The following is a 16,377-nucleotide window of genomic DNA, read 5'->3' on the forward strand; positions in this document are numbered from 1 at the left end:
GGAAATATAAGGGAAATTACTGAACCTGTTTATCATGGCGCGACAGCCTCGAAGGGCAGCGGAAGTCAACAAACGGAAACCACATTGTTTCCATTTCGGGGACTTTCTTCAGCCGCAGGATGGATGCACCATGATCGTAACGGCAAAGGCAAACCGGTCTTTGCCGGCAACTCGAAGTGCTGCATCGACCTTGCGCGCCCAAGACGCTCGGTGCTGCAGCGACAAGGACAAGAGGCCATGAACCAGCAACGCCGCCGTCCCCGTGCAATAGCCATCGCCCGCGCAGAGAAAAGCCGCGGGCAGAACGAATTGACGGCTTACCTCGCGACGCTCGCTCTGTTTGCCGTCACGGCCGTTGCTCTCTTTTCCTGGCTTTGAGGCGTCGCTTCCGACGCGCCACGTCGATGCGCCGGAGCACCGGTATTTCGCCCCCAACGGGGCAAATTCCGCTTATGGAATTCTTAATCGTTTGAAATGATTATGGCGAGCAAATGAGCACCGCCAGGTCCTCGCCGCCAAGCCGGCTGCGCGGTCCCGCAATGACTGCTGGCGGGCTGGCGGCGTGCGCCGCATGACTTTTCCGAAAAACATCAGCCTGTTTGCGCATCGGGTGGCGCCCGAGCGCCTTTGGTGCGTTCACCTGACGCGCCCCGGAGCGCTTCGAGCCATCGGGGAGGCGAACGCGCGCTGTAGCCAAGGTGTTTTCCATGTTCATCGACAGGATACTTGCCCGCTTCAAGATTCAGACGAAGGTTCTGTTCTTCATCCTGCCCTTCGTCGTCAGCATCTCGGCCGTCGGCATAACCGGACTTTATGCCTCTGGACTGCTGCAGGGCCGCATGGAGATTTCGAACAGCGTCCTCAAGACGCTGAGCGGCTTCAAGGACGTCTATGCCCAGATGAACAACTTCCTGCAGCAGACGACCGACGAAAGTCGGCGGATGCTCAAGGACGCAATCGTCACGCAGAAGGAAGTTCTGGCCGAAACCGCGGCGCAGGTTGCGGGCGGAAACGGCGAGGACGAGCTGGCTGCCGCCATTGCCGCGACCAGCGACATCGAGACGCGCATCGACGGGCTCTGGACATTGCATGAGGGCGAGCAGAAGCTCCGGGCCGAGACGAGGGCCGATCTGGAGCGTCTGGCGGCCGAACAGGCGAAGATCAACGAAGAGGCGAACCGGCTGCAATACGCGGTGCGCAAGGACGAGAATGCAGCGAAGACGATGCTGCGCAACGCCGAAAAACTCATGCGTGCCAGCCGCTTCTACGCCGAATTCGCGACCGAGGTGAGCGGTGCGATAACGGTCGAGGAGAAGCTGAAGGTCGCAGAGGGTCACTTCCCGGCCATAGGCCGCACGCAACGGGATATCTTCGTGCTTTTGCCGAAGGGCGAGAAATCCCTTGCCGAAACCGTCAATTCTGCTTCCGGGGCGATCGGCGCCCTTATCAAGACGCCGCCCGGCCCCGAAACGCTCGCCGGCCTTTCCAAATATGTCGACCGTTTCCGCACCGCCAGCTTCCGGCTGGAGGCAGCTTCGGTCGGCAAGATGCGCGAGGCGACGCAGATATTCAGCGAGCTCGACGGCAAGATCGCGGGGACGGAGTCGGTACTGACCGCGACACGCAGGCTCTCCACATCGCTTACCGACATTCAGATCGCCGCCGCGGCATTTCTCGGAACGACGAGCGAGGAAAGCCGCAAGAAGCTCCTCGACAGGTTCCTTGCAGTCCAGTCCAACCTCACAACTCTGCGCGGCATCGCGAGCGGCATGAGCTTCTTCGACCAGGCCGCCGGCGCACTTCTGCCGATCATCGACGGGATGAAGAAGGATGGCCTTGCGCTGGTCGAGATCACGGATAAGCGCACTGTCGAATTCGAGGCCGCGGGCGCCGCGATCAACGAGATCTGGAGCGACCTCACCGGGTTTGCCGAGCAGCAGAAGGTCGCCGCCGGCAGCGAGCGTGCGGAAGCCAATCAGATCTCCGTTGCGGCGACGATCACCGGCGTCGTGATCGCGCTCCTGGCCGGCATCGCGCTCACGCTCACGCTGAAAAAGCCGATCGGCCAGATCACGGCTGCCATGCGGCGGCTGGCGGACGGCGCGCTCGATACCTCGATCGACGGCGGCACGCGCCGAGACGAGATCGGCGACATGGCGCGTGCCCTCGGCGTCTTCAAGGAAAATGCGCTCTCCAAGGTGCGCATCGAGGCGGAAAGCGCCGAAGAGCGTGCCCGCGCGGAAGCCGAGCGCAGCCGCAACGATGCCGAGAAGCGCGAGCTCGACAGACAGATCGATCTTGCCGTGAGCGAACTCGCAGCCGGTCTCGGACGCCTGGCACAGGGCGACCTGTCGCGGCAGATCGAAGTGCCCTTCGCCGGCCGTCTCGAACAGTTGCGGCTGGATTTCAACGGATCGCTCTTCCGCCTTCAGGATACGCTGGCGCAGATTCGCGCCAATGCCCAGGCGATCCAGCAGGGTGGCGCCGACATGCATCGGTCCGCCGACGCGCTGTCGAAGCGGACAGAGGCTCAGGCCGCTTCGCTCGAGGAGACGGCGGCGGCCGTCGACCAGATCACCGTGACGGTGCGCTCCTCGGCGGAGCGGGCGCACGAGGCGAACCAGGCCGTGTCTCATACCAAGCGGAGCGCCGACAGTTCGGCGACGGTCGTCACCAACGCCGTCGCCGCCATGGGACGCATCGAGGCGGCCTCCCGCCAGATCGAGCAGATCATCGAAGTGATCGACGATATCGCCTTCCAGACCAACCTCCTGGCGCTCAATGCCGGTATCGAAGCGGCGCGTGCCGGCGAGGCGGGCAAGGGCTTTGCCGTCGTGGCTCAGGAAGTGCGCGAACTGGCGCAGCGCTCGGCCGAGGCGGCGCGAGAGATCAAGGGGCTGATCGACAAATCGACCCAAGAGGTGAGTTCCGGCTCGCGTCTCGTCAAGGAAACGGGCGCGGTGCTCGCCTCGATCAGCGCCGAGATCGTCACGGTCAGCCAGCATGTCGAGATGATCGCCACGGCCAGCCGCGATCAGGCCGCAGCCCTGAACGAGGTCAACGGTTCCGTCAACCAGATGGACCAGATGACGCAGCAGAACGCCTCGATGGTGGAGGAGGCGACCGGCACCAGCCGGGCGCTCGCCAATCAGGCGGATACGCTGATGATGCTGGTCGAGCAGTTCCGGCTCGAGCCGGTGGCCGCAGCCGACCACAGCTACCGGGCGGCCTAATCGGATTCAAAACGCTGCTAGGGGCGCCGTGCATCCCGGATGCACGGCGCTTTCATTTGACGCCGCCTGCGCAGGAAACAGCAAAGCTGCCGGCGCAACCATCACTTGTCTCCGCCGGTTGCCGCCTGCGGAACACTGTCGCAAGCAGGCGTTTCGCGAAATGCCGCCGGCGGCTCGGCGTCCGGGGCTCGAATCTCTCGTCCCAGGGACGGTTCCTCGAAGCCATATCGAACAGCAGTGCCATTGCCATCATATCCATGGTGATGCTCCTTCATTCTTGGGCATCCCCTTTTTTATGCATCCGGAATTGTTTTACATACAGCCGATTTCCCCATATGTTTTTCAGCTATGAAAAACACGGATTGGGACATCTACCGCTGCTTCGTCACGGTGGCGCGTACCGGCGGGTTAACCGGGGCGGCGCAGGCGACGGGCCTCAGCCCTGCGACGGTCGGCCGCCGGATGCTGGAACTCGAGGAGCGCATCGGCCGCTCGCTCTTCATCCGCAGCCAGACCGGCTACACGCTGACGGGAGACGGCCGCTTTCTCTTCGAACAGTTGCAGGAAATGGAGGCCGCGGCCCGCAAGGTCGAAAGCTGGCAGAAGGAGGGCGAGGGGGCGACCGTCGTCCGCATCGCGGCCGGCACATGGGTCTCCTGGCTGATCGCCGAGAATTTTCCCGCCATCTGCACGGAACGGGACGCTTTCAACATTTCGCTGACGATCGGCGAGGCGCGGGCGAATCTCGCCTACCGCGAAAGCGATATCGGCATCCGTGCCTTCGAGCCGGAGGAAACCTATCTTGCGGCGCGGCCGGTGGGCGAAGTCGCCTATGCCGCCTACCGGCAGAAGAACGCGCCGGGCGGAGTGGAGCGCTGGGTCGCAGTCGCCGAAGAGGATGCTATATCGGCCTATCTGAGATGGCCGCACGAGCATGCGCCGGGCCGGATCGTTGCAACCGTCACACGGCCTCGGTCCTTGCTGGATCTCGCGCGAGCCGGCGCGGGACGGGCTGTGCTGCCCTGTTTCGTCGGCGATCTCGATCCCCTCCTCGAGCGGGTGGGCGACGAGATCGAGCCGCTCAGACACCGGCAGTGGATCGTCATGAACAACGAGGACCGCCACAGGCGCGACATCCGCACGGTCGTAGACCGGATGACACGTTTCCTGCGCAGCCATACGGATCTTTTTGCCGGCAAGCGCCCGCCGCGCAATTCGGCATGAGCCTCCAGCCTTGACCGGCCGGCGCTGGGGCCGGCCGGTCCCCGTTTTGCCTGGCTGAATTCGTCTTCCGAAACACAACCCTTATTTGCATATAATCAGCTATTCGCGCTTTGATTCCTTGGATTCGCTCGGTCTTGTACGACGAGATGGCGTGAGACGGACTGCGCTGCGCGGAGGGATTCGGCGTTCGCGCCACTGACGTTCCATTTCGGCTGGCACCGACGGATCGCACGATTGTCCCAGGCAGTTCCTGCACCCGACTCGAGGCCCTCATGACCGCATTCTTTTACGCTTCGTTGAGCCTGCTCTTACTGGTGTCGGCAACGACCGCCCGCGCGGGCGTCGCCGAGGGGATCAAAACGCTCGAAGGCGGCGACATCGCCGGAGCGGTCAAGGAATTCCAGGAGGCCTACGAGGCCGGTGACGCCGATGGAGCCTTCTATATCGGGCGACTCTTCGAAATGGGGCTCGGGACGGACAAGGACATGAGGCGCGCCGCGGAACTTTATGCCGCTGCAGTCAGCAAGAAGAGCGCCAAGGCCGAGAACCGGCTCGGTCTGGTGTATCTCAAGGGCGAACTGGTCATCCAGGATTACGCCCGCGCCACCGAACTGATCTGCGCCGCGGCCGCGGCGGGCGATCCGAACGGTCAGTTCAATTGCGGCCTGATCTATTCGGAAGGCAAGGCTGTCGGTCAGGATTGGGCGAAGGCAATCGATTACTGGCAAAAGGCTGCCGCGCAGCACAGTGTCGCCGCCCTCAACTATCTCGGACTCGCTCACCGGGAGGGGAACGGCGTCGATGCCGATCGCAACAGGGCAGTCTCGTATTTCCGCCGAACCGCCGCCGCCGGCAATCCGATGGGGCTCTACGAACTCGCAAGGGCCTATTCCGAGGGTGTGGGCGTCGACGCTGATCCGATAATGGCACACGCCTATGCGAATCTCGCGGCCGCCCGCGGCCACGTCGAGGCAGCATCCCTGCGCGACGAGCTTGGCGCGCGGTTGAGACCGGAGGAACTCAAGAAGGCGCACGCCACCGCGCGCGACTGGAAAGCGCTTCCGATCGACCAAACCGGCGAGTAGCCGGGCATGTCGGTTACAACGTTCCTGATCGCCCTGGTGCTCCTTGCCGCAACGCTTCCCTGCTCGTCGGCCGCGGCAGCATCGGGCTCGCCCGCCTGGAAGGTCGAGTGCCGGGAGGATGCCCCGGCCTCATGCCAGATGTACGCCGCACCTGAGACCCGCAACGGAGCTCCGCCGGCTTTCCTGCTGACGGTCACGCCCGCTTCGGACGGGTCGGGGGAATTCGCGATCATTACTGCCCCGCAAAGGGTGTACCTCGTGCCCGGCATCGAGATCCGCGTCGACAAGCGCCGGCCGTTCAAGGCGCTGTTCGAACTCTGCGATGATGCCGGCTGCCATGCCGGCTTCAAGCTCGCCGGTCCGGTCCTCGACGCTTTTCGCCGCGGCGCAGCAGCCAAGGTCCGCATATGGACTGCGAAAGACAAGGCGGTCGAGTTCGCCGTCTCCCTTAACGGCTTTTCGAAAGCGCTCGAGGGGCTGAAGCGCGGAGGCAAGCCGTGACCGTGAGACAGACCTTCTCGTTGATTCGGCCCGTAAGCCATCGCCTCTTGGCCAGCCTGTTGTGGCTCCTTTGCGGCGCACCAGCCTTTGCGCAATCGATCGACACGCTGCGCGACACCCTGCAGAACGAGGCAAGCACCAGCGCCGAAGCCGAGCGCGCCAGGCGCGATGCGGCGCGCGCCCGCGCGGAGAGCGGTTCCGAAGTCCCCGCCGCAGAGAGCGGCTCGGCACCTGCGGAGGGCGGGCCCTGTTTCACCATCCATGAGATCCGGATTACCGGCCACGAACCATTCGGCAAGCCTCCGGCGGGCCACGAGCAGCTCGTCGGCACCTGCGCTACCGCGGCCGATATCGCCCGTGCGCTCGGCCGCATCAACGCCTTCTACCAGGAGGAAGGCTACATCACCACGCGCGCCTACCTGCCCGAACAGGACGTCTCGGACGGATCGTTGGAAATCTCCGTCATTCCCGGCCGCATCGAGGGCTATGTCTATGGCGACGGCCGGCAGGCGGACCGGCGCCTCGCCGCCGCATTCCCCGCCGCGCGGGGCGATCTCCTCAATCTCCGCGACATCGAGCAGGGCCTCGACAACTACAACGCGCCACGGTCGGCCTCGGCGAAGTTCCAGCTGATTCCGGGCCAAGCCGTCGGCGGTTCCTTCGTCCAGGTGCTGTCCGAGGATGAGCGGCGGTTCCACGCCAATCTCTCGACCGACAATACCGGCTTCAAGTCGACCGGTGTCTACAAGGGCAATGCCACGGTCGGCATCGACAACCTGATCGGCATCAACGACCAGCTGAGCTTCAGCCTGAGTTCCACGCCGTTCGACCCGCGCGGCAGCCGCTATTCCGACGCGCTGTCGGTGAACACTCTCATTCCCTACGGCAATTGGTCCCTTGGGCTCGATGCGGGCACCAGCCGCTATGCCTTCGCTCTCGACGGCGTCAACCAGACCTATCCCGTCTCCGGCCGCTCCCGGCATCTGTCGCTCAAGCGTCGCTACCGCCGGCACGATCGTGGCCGACCGGACGCTGGAGATCGTCGCGGACAGTGGCGGTATCGGCAACAGCGGGACGCTCATCGGCGGATCGGCGCGCTTCGAGACCACGGCGGCGTTCCGCAACGACGGCCGCATCGTCGGCGCCCAGGACCTGTTTGCCGCCGCCGAGAATATCACCAACAGCGGCGTCCTCGCAGGCGACGGGGCGATCCGGCTTGACGCCGGCAAAACGCTGACCACCACGGCCGACGCCCGCATCGATGGCGGCGCCGTGGACCTCGCCGCCGAGAGGATTCTCTCCGCCGGTACGACCCTCGCCGATACCGGCCTGATCGTCTCCGCCGGCACCGGCGGTCTGTTCAATTCCGGCAGCCTCGTCAGCAGCAGCACGACGCTTGCTTCCGGGGCGGCGATCGACAACCAAGGCAATATAGAGGGCACGTCGGCGCTGACGATCGCCGCGGCCACCGTTTTCGCAGCCACGGAAGATTCGAGCATTCGCGCCGGCGATGCGGCAATTTCTGCGGATGCCGTCGATGTCGCCGGAAAGCTTGCCGCAACCGGCCTGCTTGCCGTGAATGCCGGCTCCGGCGGTCTGAAGAGCAGCGGCACGCTCAGCGGCGGCTCTATCGATCTCGTCTCCGCCGGCACCTTCGCCAATACCGGTCTCGTCTCGGGCGGCGATACCCTGACGATTGCAGCCGCCGCCCCCTTCATCAACGCCGCCGCGCTCGTCTCCGGCCGCGACCTCGCGATCTAGAACGATCAGATCCTGAACAATGGCGGCGTCATCTGGGCGAACGGTTCGATCACACTTGCCGCGAACGCCGCGCTCGATCCCGCAGATGTCGTCCAGAACACCGATGGCCACATCGAGGCTCTCCAGGGCGACCTGACGATCCGCGCGAACGAGGTCTACAATGTCGGCACCGCGCCCACGATAGGCTCGAGCCAGATCATCAAATGGCTCGAGAAAGGCAGTGCCGGGACGACCGAGCCGGCGGAAGAAATCCTCAAGCTGATCGATCCCGCCTATCTCGATGCCGACGGCAACATCAAGCCGTCCCATGCCGGTGCCTATGCCGCGCTCTGGGCCGACCTGGTGAGTGGCGGTTCCTTGCTCTCCGCCACAAGCCGCTCGATCGTCAAACCGAGCGTGACGACACCGAGCGGTACGGCGCTCGCCGCCGCCTTCGCCGGCATCTGGTCGGACATGCTCGCCAGGGCGAATGCCGCCGGAACGCCCGATCCGGCCGCCGCGATCAAAGAGCTCGTCAGCGACACCGCCTTCGCCTCAAACGGCGACATCCTGCCGCAAAACGCCGCAGCCTATGCGGCGCTCTGGGACACGCTCGCCTCCGGGGGCACCAGCGTCACGGACGACGTCAAGGCAATCCTCAAACCGACCTCGCTCGAGATCGAAGGCACCGGTACCGATCCCGCGACGGGTGAAACCGCAACGGTCTATTCGAACCGGCTGGTGGCCGCTGCAACCTCGCCGTGGAGCGCGATGACCGCCGGGTCCGGCGCCGCCTACGACATCGTCAAGATCCTCTACCAGGATCGCTTCCAGGATGACGGCGTGCTTGCCGAGTTGGTCGCCGGCGGCAGCATCGACATCAAAGCCGGCAAGGTCGAGAACATCTACGGCAATATTTCGGCGGCCGAAAACATCGTCATCACCGCCGACGACGTGAAGAACCAGGCGCTCGGCGCCAGCCAGTTCCTCGTCGAGGTGCATAAGCGCCCGGATTGCTTCACCTGCCACGAAGGCAAGGTCGAGTTCTACGACACCTTCGGCGGCCGCATCGAGGCGAACGGCACGGTTGCGATCTCCGGCAATCTCGAGAACATCACGCTGCCTTCCTCCGAGCTCTCCACGAAGGACGTGCTCGACAAACTCAACGCCTATATCGCCGAGCGGCAGGCTGCAGGCGATCCGGACATGGCCGGCGTCCCGCCCGCCAGCGACAAGAACTTCGAGCTTACGGAAACCCGGACAGACGACTATACGGCGCCCGTGGCCGGCAACGGCAGCGAGGTCCGCAAGGTCGAAGGCACTGATCTGGGATCAGAAACGAAGGTCGATACCGGCCCTCCTGCGAAGTTCGATCCGCTTTCTCCGATTGCCGTCAACCGGTACGGGCCGGTCGTCGTCGATCCTTTGGCGCCGGTCGCGGTGGACAGGCCCGCACCGGCCTCCGTTGCGCTTCCCGGCACGCCGACCGTCATTCCCGTCGATACCGCGGTGCTCTCCGAAAAGTTGCTGCCGGTCGTGCCGCTTCGGCCCTCGCTCTCGCCCACCGCTTCCGTCGATGCGCTCCTCGTCGCCGGCCTCACCACGCTTGCCGAGACCGATCCGGAGTTCACGCAATACGCCAATTTCGTCACCTCTGATTACCTGATGTCCGAGGGGCGGCTCGCCTACCGCGACGACCTCGTCAACAACGGTCGGGAGACTATCCTGGCTGCCCTGAAGCGCGCGGGTGAGCGCGTGCCCGTCCCCGCTTTCGATTATCTCGACAAGCCGGTCCAGGTGCCGGCGCCAGACGGCTCGGGCTCGCGCACCGTCTATCCGAAGGCCGTTCCGCTCTCGCTCGACGCGACCGGCGCCCTGATCCAGGGCAGGGACGTGGCGATCGCCTCCGGCTCGCTCACCAGCAGCGGGACAATCGCGGGAAGCCGCAGCCTGACGGTCAGCGCAGGCACGGTCTCGGTCGATAGTGGCAGACTCATCCCCGAAAGCGGCGCCTTGACACTCTCCGCCCTCGACGCCGCGTCCTTCGAGAACGCCACGATCAGCGGCGGCAGCGTTGCGCTGGTGACCGGCGGCGAACTCCTCGCGGCCGGCACCTCGATCGTTTCCGCGGGCGACCTTTCGATCTACGGAAACGCCGGCGTGACCTTGACCGGGCTCGAACGCAGCTTCGCCGGCACCTGGGCCAACGGCACCTTCGAGACCGTCGACCAACAGCTCTCCACCCTCCAATCCGGCGGCGACCTTGCGATCGTCAGTGGCGGCGCGCTGACGCTTGCCGGCGTCACCGGCGATGCGGCGGGCGCCCTCAGCCTGGCGGCGGCCGGCGACCTGGTGCTGTCGGCGGTGGAGTCCACCACCGCGTTTCAAAGGAGCGGCCGCAGATCCAGCCTCGACATCTCCACCGTCGCCAGCTCGGCGACGAAGCTTAACGCCGGCGGCGACCTGTCGGCGCTTGCCGGCGGCAGCGCGGTCCTCGTCGGCACGGCGCTCGACAGCGGCGGCTCCATCCGCCTCGCGGCGAAGGACGAGGTCGTGCTCGCCGCGGCGCAGGACATCTATTCCTACGATGCGAAGACGCAGAAGAAGAGCCTCTTCAAGAAGAAGTCGACCTCCGTCTCCAAGGCCCGCGTCACCAATGAGGGCGTCTCGGTCGCAGCGGCCGGCGACGTCGACGTCGTCGCCGAGACCGGCGATTTCGTCACCGCCGGCTCCCGCTTCGTCTCGGCCGGCGGCGACATCGGCCTCTCGGCGACGGAAGGCGACATCTACGCCGGTGCCTATACCGACATTTTCCAGGAAAGCCGCACGACGAAGAAGAGCTATTTCTTCGGCCTCTTCGGCTCGACCACGAACTCCAGCACCGAGAGCCGCTTCAGCACCGGCACCGATGCGCTCGCAGCGCTCGATCTGACCCTCGTCTCCGGCGCCGATACCACGCTCGTCGGGGCGCATCTTGCCGCCGGCGGCAATCTTTCGGTCGATACCGGCGGCGACTTCAAGGTCGAGGCGGCGATCGACAGCGAGCGCAAGGCCTTCTTCTCCAACAATCTCGGCCTCGTCACCATGACGACGATCACCGAGAGAAGCTTCCGCGAGACCGCCAAGCTCTCCTCCTTCGAGGCAGGCGGCGCGGTCGACTTCTCGATCGGCGGCCAGGCGAGCCTCAGCCTCTATCACCAGGCCGGCGTCGATCCGGCCAATCCGGGCGATCTCTATCCGGAGGAACTCCTCGCCATCGCCGGGCTCGCCTTTATCGAGGCCGGCCTTGCCAACGAATATTTCTACGACAAGCAGGTCGCCCTCTCGCCCGCCTTCAAGGCCCTCGTCGCCGTCGCGGTTGCCAACTTCGTGGCGCCGGCCATCGTCGGAACGGTCCTGCCGGGTCTCAGCGGCTGGGCCGTGGCCGCCGCCGAAGCCTTCACTTCCTCCTTCATCGTCGAGAGCCTCGACGGCATCGTCTCGGGCAACTACGACATCGGCGAGATCCTCAAGGGCGCCGCCTTCTCCGGTGCCACCGCGGGGCTGAAGGACGCCGTCAATCTCTCGGCCCTCGGCATCGATACGGAGGGCCTCCTCAACGAAAGCCTGCTCGGCGGCTTCGGCAACGGCCAGCTGACGCTCGGCGGCATTCTCGACGGAGCGCTCGACGGCGCCATCGGTTCCGGCCTGACGTCGCTCGTCTACGGCACCGATTTCGGTTCCGGCTTCTCCCATGCGCTGCTCAGCACCGTCGTCAACCTGGCGCTCGCCGATGTCCAGGGCGGCATCGGCGATCTCGGGCTCGGCGAAGGCACCCTGCCGAGCGCGCTGCTGCACGGGCTTGCCGGCTGCGCCGCAGCCGAGGCACAGGGCGGCAATTGCGCAGCGGGTGCGGCAGGCGCCGTCGCGCAGAGCTTTTTTGCTGGCTCTCTCAAGGGTACGACTCTGTCCGATCAGGAGCAGCGTGATCGCGCCGAGCTGATCGGCGCCGTCGCCGGCTACCTGCTTTCCGGCGGTGACGCTGATAACGTCAACCTCGCCGCTGCGATTGCCGTATCCGCGCTCACCAACAACCGCCAGCTTCACCGCACGGAAGTCGAATGGATCAACGAAAACGCGGGCGCATTCATTTCCTGGATGTGCCGGATGAAGAACGTCTGCGACCTGACACGGGAGCAGGCGCTGGGCATCCTGGCAGCAGAAACCCTCGACGGCGTCTCGGACGCCTTCGGCGTGTATGGAGGTCCCGGCCGACGCGCCAACTATAAAGACGAAGCCCGAGCATTCATTGCGCAGAGTTACGTGGGGCCGATCTATGTCGACGGCCAAACCATGTTCGGTCAACTCGACAGCGGCTCCAGTGAATATCGCAACACGCTTCTGAATGCCGAAACGGCCTTGTCGAACCTCGCGCTCTACGACTACGCGACAGCGCAGTCGGCGTGGCCGCAGGACTACACCGCCGCGATGAGCTTCCTCCATGAAGCATTGAACGACTTCGCGGACGTCCCGACGAGCATCGAAGCACAAGCCTTTGTCGCCGCTCTGTCGTCTTCGCCGGATCGGACGCGGTCGATCTTCGCGGCGTATGGCGCCTCGAACATCCGTGCGGCAGAGCCGACGATAGCAGCAGCTTACGGGATAAAGAAGCTGCTTGCCGCGTTGCCCTAGGAGTCACGGTCAGCGGCGGCCATCGGCTTTGCCGAGGGAACGACGGGACGCACGGGCCTTACGCCCGAGGAGGTAGAGAACGCCGTCCTCAACGGAACGTGGGGGCCGGTCGCCGATGTTGCCCTGGAAGAGGCGTTGTTCGGCGATCTTTTGACAAGAGGGATGACCGTCGTCGCCTTGTCCTCGGGTCGTCGTGTGCTACAAGATCCGGACGGCAAGCAGTACGATACGGTCGCTGAGGCAAGGCAGGCGGTTGAGGCCCCAGATACGGGACCGCGCCTGACGATCCGGGGGCACTACAAGCATCACAAGGCGATGACGGATGACCTTAAGGCGCAACTTGAAAGCCAAGGCTATCGGGTTTCGAAGGAGGAGCTTTCGTTTGGAAGTTCCTGCGGTACGGGGCGCTGCCGTCCGGATATCGTCTACCAAGCACCTGACGGCAAATGGGGCATCATCGAGGTCAAGACGGGTGATGCGAGCCTGACGTTCAGGCAGGAAGAAATCTATCCGCAGATCGACAGCGGCGATGCCATTCCGAGAGGAAAGGTTGCCAATACTTTTGGCCTTAAGCCGGGTATTCCATTGAAAAATCAGGGCTATCCGAACGGCATTCCGATTGAGATCAAGACGTTTCCGGGGGCAGAGCAATGAGAACAAGAGATGTCACACCCGTATTGAAAGCACTGGGCTGGAAGGCCTACACGGATGAAGTTGGAGACAAATACACACATTACGAATTGTCAGATCGAGTTGTGGAGATCATCTACAGTGTCCGCAGAGGTCTTGACCATCAGGATTTTCGAGCGATGCTTTCCGTGTCAACGGACGCTTTTTCAATCGCTTACAAGCGCATTGATAACGAAACGGGGACTTACGCTCCTCTCATCGTCGCTTGGAAAGGGCTGGATATCCGCGCTTCTGAAATCCTCGAAGATCATGTCCGCCAGGCGTCGGAGGAGGCGATTGCATGGGCGAAGGAGCAGGATTTGGCGGCGGGGTTGCAAAAACATGCCGCACTGCCAACGACTGCGCCGGGAACCGGGCCTGTTCTGCATTTGGCGGCGCTGGCTGTGCTGAGGGATGTGACGAAGCTCAAATCCTATCAGGCGAGTTGGGCCGCCGGAGACCGGCTCGGCTTCGTGCCCTATGTCACTAAGGATTACATTGACCGGGCTGTGTCTCTCGCCGAAGAATTTGTCACCGGGGCTTGATGCTGGCTACTCATCTGCCCCTTCTTCCTCCGTTGGCTGATATTTTGGCATGTTGATTGCGCAGAATGGGTTTCCGCCGGTGTCCTGGACGATACTGGCTTGAGCGCGTTTGCACCAATAGGCGTCGACATCGTTCTGGATGAGGCCGATTGCATCGAGATATTCAGGAGGGGAAAACGTTTAAATTTTGTGCCGATGATCAAGCCTGAGATGATCGACCGTGCCATTGATATTGCATTGGAGAAAGCCTGAGGTCCACCTCGTCCGTGCGTTCCTGCTGGGCGGTGTCCCTGTTTCTGGGCTCGAAACGGATCAGTGCGGGCGGGCTGAGGTGACCTTAAAGTTTCTGTCCAGAACGGCCTTTTCCGGAAGACGGCGCGAGCAGCTACGCGATGAACGTAGCAGCGTGCGGGCGCCGGTTAACTCAGTGTGCCGGCTCGAATAGCTGAGACCACCTGGGCACCTCTTGCGCGTGCCAATGGCTAATGTTGAGCCGTTAGGGGTGAACTGCTGATCGTCAAGCTGGCGACAACGCGGTCCTCGTAGGCACGGCGCTCGGCAGCGGCGGCTCCATCCGCCTCGCCGCGAAGGACGAGGTCGTGCCTCGCCGCCGTGCAGGACATCTATTCCTACGATTCGAAGACGCAGCAGAGTTACGTGGGGCCGATCTATATCGACGGCCAAACCATGTTTAGGCAACTCGACAGCGGCTCCAGTGAACATCGCAACACGCTTCTGAACGCCGAAACGGCCTTGTCGAACCTCGCGCTCTACGACTACGTGACGGCGCAGTCGGCGTGGCCGCAGGACTACACCGCCGCGATGAGCTTCCTCCATGAAGCATTGAACGACTTCGCGGACATCCCGACGGGCATCGAAGCACAAGCCTTTGTCTCTCAAAACGCTTGCTTGTTTCGATCTCTCAAAACATGCTACATATTCGCGACTTTTGAGAGAGAAGCCAATGTTGCGGCTCACCCACGATACTGAACAGCTCGCGCGCAGGGTTGCAGCCCGGGTTGGCCGCAAACCTGAAGACCTGATCCGGGCCGCGCTCGAACGCGAGGCCAAGGCGCTCGGCGTCTCCGACGAGTTGTCGGCGAAGCGCCGGATGACGGCCGCCGAAATGCTCGCCTTCGGTAAGAAGGTCGCCGCTCGGCCGGTCCTCGACCCACGTAGCCCGCAGGAAATAGCTGACGATTTGACTGCCCTATGATGGTCGTAGATTCGTCAGCCGTCGTCGCGATCTTCCAAGCAGAAGACGACGCCCTACCGCTCGCTGATGCTATGGCGTCAGCCGACCAGCTTGTCATGTCGGCGGTCAACGCACATGAAACCGCGATGATCCTGCGAGCACGCGGGGGCCCTGAGAGCGCGGAGGATTTCTGGCGCTTCCTAAGCGTAAACGGCATCGAGGTTGCCCCCTTTAATGAGGAACAGGCGCGCGAGGCCTCGGAAGCCTTCGGCCGATTCGGCAAGGGCATTCACTCGAAAGCTCGACTCAACCTCGCTGACTGTGCCGCCTATGCCCTCGCCAAGAGCCTCTCGGCTCCCCTGCTCTTCAAGGGTGACGATTTCATACACACGGATATCGAAAAATGGCGTTGATAGGTTATGCCCGTGTCTCGACGCGAGATCACACAGTCGCCGCGCAGCTCGATGAGCTGCAGAAGGTTGAGTGCGCCCGAATCTTCGAGGAGACCGCCTCGGAGGCGAACCGCGATCGGCCGCAGCTCGCCGCCGCACTCGACTACATGCGCGAGGGCGATACGCTCGTGGTGTGGAAGCTCGATCGGCTTGCCCGGTCCCTCAAGCAGCTCATTGAGACAGTCGAAGCCTTGGAGGATCGCGGAATCGGATTCCGGTCGCTGACCGAAGCGATCGACACGACGAAGGCCGGCGGCGGGCTCGTGGTCCAGATATTCGGGGCGCTTGCGGAGTTCGAGCGTGGCGTGATCCGCGAGCGTACCCGCGCCGGCCTCAATGCGGCCCGCTCACGCGGCCGCAAGGGTGGCCGGCCGCCGAAGTTGAAGGCATCCGATCTGGAGGCCGCGAAGGCACTCCTCGCTGATCGGGAGATCAACGTAGAGGACGTGGCCCGCCGCCTTGGTGTCTCGCCAGCGACGCTTTACCGGTATATCCCCGCTGCCAGGTCCAGCGTCGGTCTGGTCGGCTGGGCCGGATCGGAAAAGACCTCGGAACGGGCTCCTACATAGCGCCGTAGTGAAGCGAACTCACTCCGTCTTCAATGCTGCTTTGAAAAGACCGCCTGCTACGACGGCGCGGGCCATCTTCTCTCGACGCAACGGCGTCAAACGGGGATTCTCGGCGGCGATCTTTCGATCGCCGGCCTCGGCGACGTCGCGCTGCACGACAACAATCAGTGCCTGCCTTGCGTGACGATGACGGGGATCAGCAGGTCGCCCCAGTTGCCGTCGCCGCCGTGATGGCGCGCCGAACGGACCAGTTCTACGGAAACCCCCGCATCGACGGCCTTCATGACCGCCTGGTTGAGGCGGTGCAGGTCGTTGGCGACCATGCGGATCGCCGCCTGCTGTTCCGGTGTCATGGCCGACGATTGTTCCTCGGCCCGTTCCTTGACGCGTGTCTGTACAGTCATCGGAGTGCTCCTTTGGGCGATGGTCGCGGGGGACTTCGTTGATCCCCGCTTCAGTTTCGAGGTCTGGTTGGGGACGCGCGGCGGGGCAG

17 protein-coding genes are annotated in these 16,377 nt (G+C 63.8%); 15 read left to right on the top strand and 2 right to left on the bottom strand.

Annotated features, from left to right (window positions below; all coding sequences use genetic code 11):
• The first annotated feature begins 237 nt into the window (after positions 1–237).
• Both PZL22_RS21460 and PZL22_RS21465 read left to right on the top strand, forming a co-directional pair.
• On the top strand, positions 238–378 hold the full coding sequence (locus PZL22_RS21460) for a hypothetical protein (RefSeq protein WP_010968761.1): 141 nt from the start codon (positions 238–240) through the stop codon (positions 376–378).
• Between the two features lie 329 nt (positions 379–707).
• The gene (locus tag PZL22_RS21465) at positions 708–3,233 is read left to right on the top strand and encodes a methyl-accepting chemotaxis protein (RefSeq protein WP_003527063.1); all 2,526 of its coding nucleotides are present in this window, start codon (positions 708–710) and stop codon (positions 3,231–3,233) included.
• Positions 3,234–3,285: 52 nt separating this feature from the next.
• Here PZL22_RS21465 and PZL22_RS31430 read toward each other — a convergent pair whose 3' ends face one another.
• On the bottom strand, positions 3,286–3,492 hold the full coding sequence (locus PZL22_RS31430) for a hypothetical protein (RefSeq protein WP_003527065.1): 207 nt from the start codon (positions 3,490–3,492) through the stop codon (positions 3,286–3,288).
• An 89-nt stretch (positions 3,493–3,581) separates the two neighbouring features.
• On the opposite strand from PZL22_RS31430, the gene PZL22_RS21470 reads away from it, so the two are divergent.
• The 13 genes from PZL22_RS21470 to PZL22_RS21530 all read left to right on the top strand — a co-directional run bounded on the left by PZL22_RS21470 (position 3,582) and on the right by PZL22_RS21530 (position 15,884).
• Positions 3,582–4,457, top strand: coding sequence for a LysR family transcriptional regulator (locus PZL22_RS21470; protein WP_003527067.1), 876 nt, complete (start codon positions 3,582–3,584; stop codon positions 4,455–4,457).
• A 272-nt stretch (positions 4,458–4,729) separates the two neighbouring features.
• Complete coding sequence (locus PZL22_RS21475; protein WP_003527069.1) at positions 4,730–5,542, top strand: tetratricopeptide repeat protein; 813 nt, start codon at positions 4,730–4,732, stop codon at positions 5,540–5,542.
• 6 nt (positions 5,543–5,548) lie between these two features.
• On the top strand, positions 5,549–6,043 hold the full coding sequence (locus PZL22_RS21480) for an invasion associated locus B family protein (protein WP_003527070.1): 495 nt from the start codon (positions 5,549–5,551) through the stop codon (positions 6,041–6,043).
• Entirely contained in the window at positions 6,040–7,263 is a 1,224-nt protein-coding gene (locus tag PZL22_RS21485; protein WP_003527073.1) for a ShlB/FhaC/HecB family hemolysin secretion/activation protein, read from the top strand. The genes PZL22_RS21480 and PZL22_RS21485 overlap by 4 nt, the downstream gene beginning before the upstream one ends.
• A gap of 52 nt (positions 7,264–7,315) precedes the next feature.
• Complete coding sequence (locus PZL22_RS21490) at positions 7,316–7,804, top strand: hypothetical protein (RefSeq protein WP_244422767.1); 489 nt, start codon at positions 7,316–7,318, stop codon at positions 7,802–7,804.
• A 357-nt stretch (positions 7,805–8,161) separates the two neighbouring features.
• Positions 8,162–12,454 (top strand): hemagglutinin repeat-containing protein, encoded by a 4,293-nt coding sequence (locus PZL22_RS21495; RefSeq protein ID WP_003527074.1) that lies wholly within the window; start codon positions 8,162–8,164, stop codon positions 12,452–12,454.
• Positions 12,455–12,589: 135 nt separating this feature from the next.
• Entirely contained in the window at positions 12,590–13,108 is a 519-nt protein-coding gene (locus PZL22_RS21500) for a hypothetical protein (RefSeq protein WP_003527075.1), read from the top strand.
• Complete coding sequence (locus PZL22_RS21505) at positions 13,105–13,668, top strand: DUF6990 domain-containing protein (RefSeq protein ID WP_013844049.1); 564 nt, start codon at positions 13,105–13,107, stop codon at positions 13,666–13,668. Before PZL22_RS21500 ends, PZL22_RS21505 begins: the two co-directional genes overlap by 4 nt.
• A 99-nt stretch (positions 13,669–13,767) precedes the next feature.
• The gene (locus tag PZL22_RS21510; RefSeq protein ID WP_003527077.1) at positions 13,768–13,920 is read left to right on the top strand and encodes a DUF6990 domain-containing protein; all 153 of its coding nucleotides are present in this window, start codon (positions 13,768–13,770) and stop codon (positions 13,918–13,920) included.
• 405 nt (positions 13,921–14,325) lie between these two features.
• On the top strand, positions 14,326–14,658 hold the full coding sequence (locus tag PZL22_RS21515; RefSeq protein WP_234706376.1) for a hypothetical protein: 333 nt from the start codon (positions 14,326–14,328) through the stop codon (positions 14,656–14,658).
• On the top strand, positions 14,633–14,884 hold the full coding sequence (locus PZL22_RS21520; protein ID WP_003527079.1) for a type II toxin-antitoxin system VapB family antitoxin: 252 nt from the start codon (positions 14,633–14,635) through the stop codon (positions 14,882–14,884). Before PZL22_RS21515 ends, PZL22_RS21520 begins: the two co-directional genes overlap by 26 nt.
• The gene (locus tag PZL22_RS21525; RefSeq protein WP_003527080.1) at positions 14,881–15,276 is read left to right on the top strand and encodes a type II toxin-antitoxin system VapC family toxin; all 396 of its coding nucleotides are present in this window, start codon (positions 14,881–14,883) and stop codon (positions 15,274–15,276) included. Before PZL22_RS21520 ends, PZL22_RS21525 begins: the two co-directional genes overlap by 4 nt.
• A complete protein-coding gene (locus tag PZL22_RS21530; protein WP_013844050.1) occupies positions 15,267–15,884 on the top strand; it encodes a recombinase family protein in 618 nt (205 codons plus the stop codon). The genes PZL22_RS21525 and PZL22_RS21530 overlap by 10 nt, the downstream gene beginning before the upstream one ends.
• A 164-nt stretch (positions 15,885–16,048) precedes the next feature.
• Here PZL22_RS21530 and PZL22_RS21535 read toward each other — a convergent pair whose 3' ends face one another.
• Complete coding sequence (locus PZL22_RS21535) at positions 16,049–16,288, bottom strand: SMc00767 family acetate metabolism repressor (RefSeq protein ID WP_003527087.1); 240 nt, start codon at positions 16,286–16,288, stop codon at positions 16,049–16,051.
• Between the last annotated feature and the right edge of the window lie 89 nt (positions 16,289–16,377).

Origin of the sequence: Ensifer meliloti, from assembly GCF_030064585.1 — a bacterium.
In the GTDB taxonomy this organism is placed as follows: Bacteria; Pseudomonadota; Alphaproteobacteria; order Rhizobiales; family Rhizobiaceae; genus Sinorhizobium; species Sinorhizobium meliloti.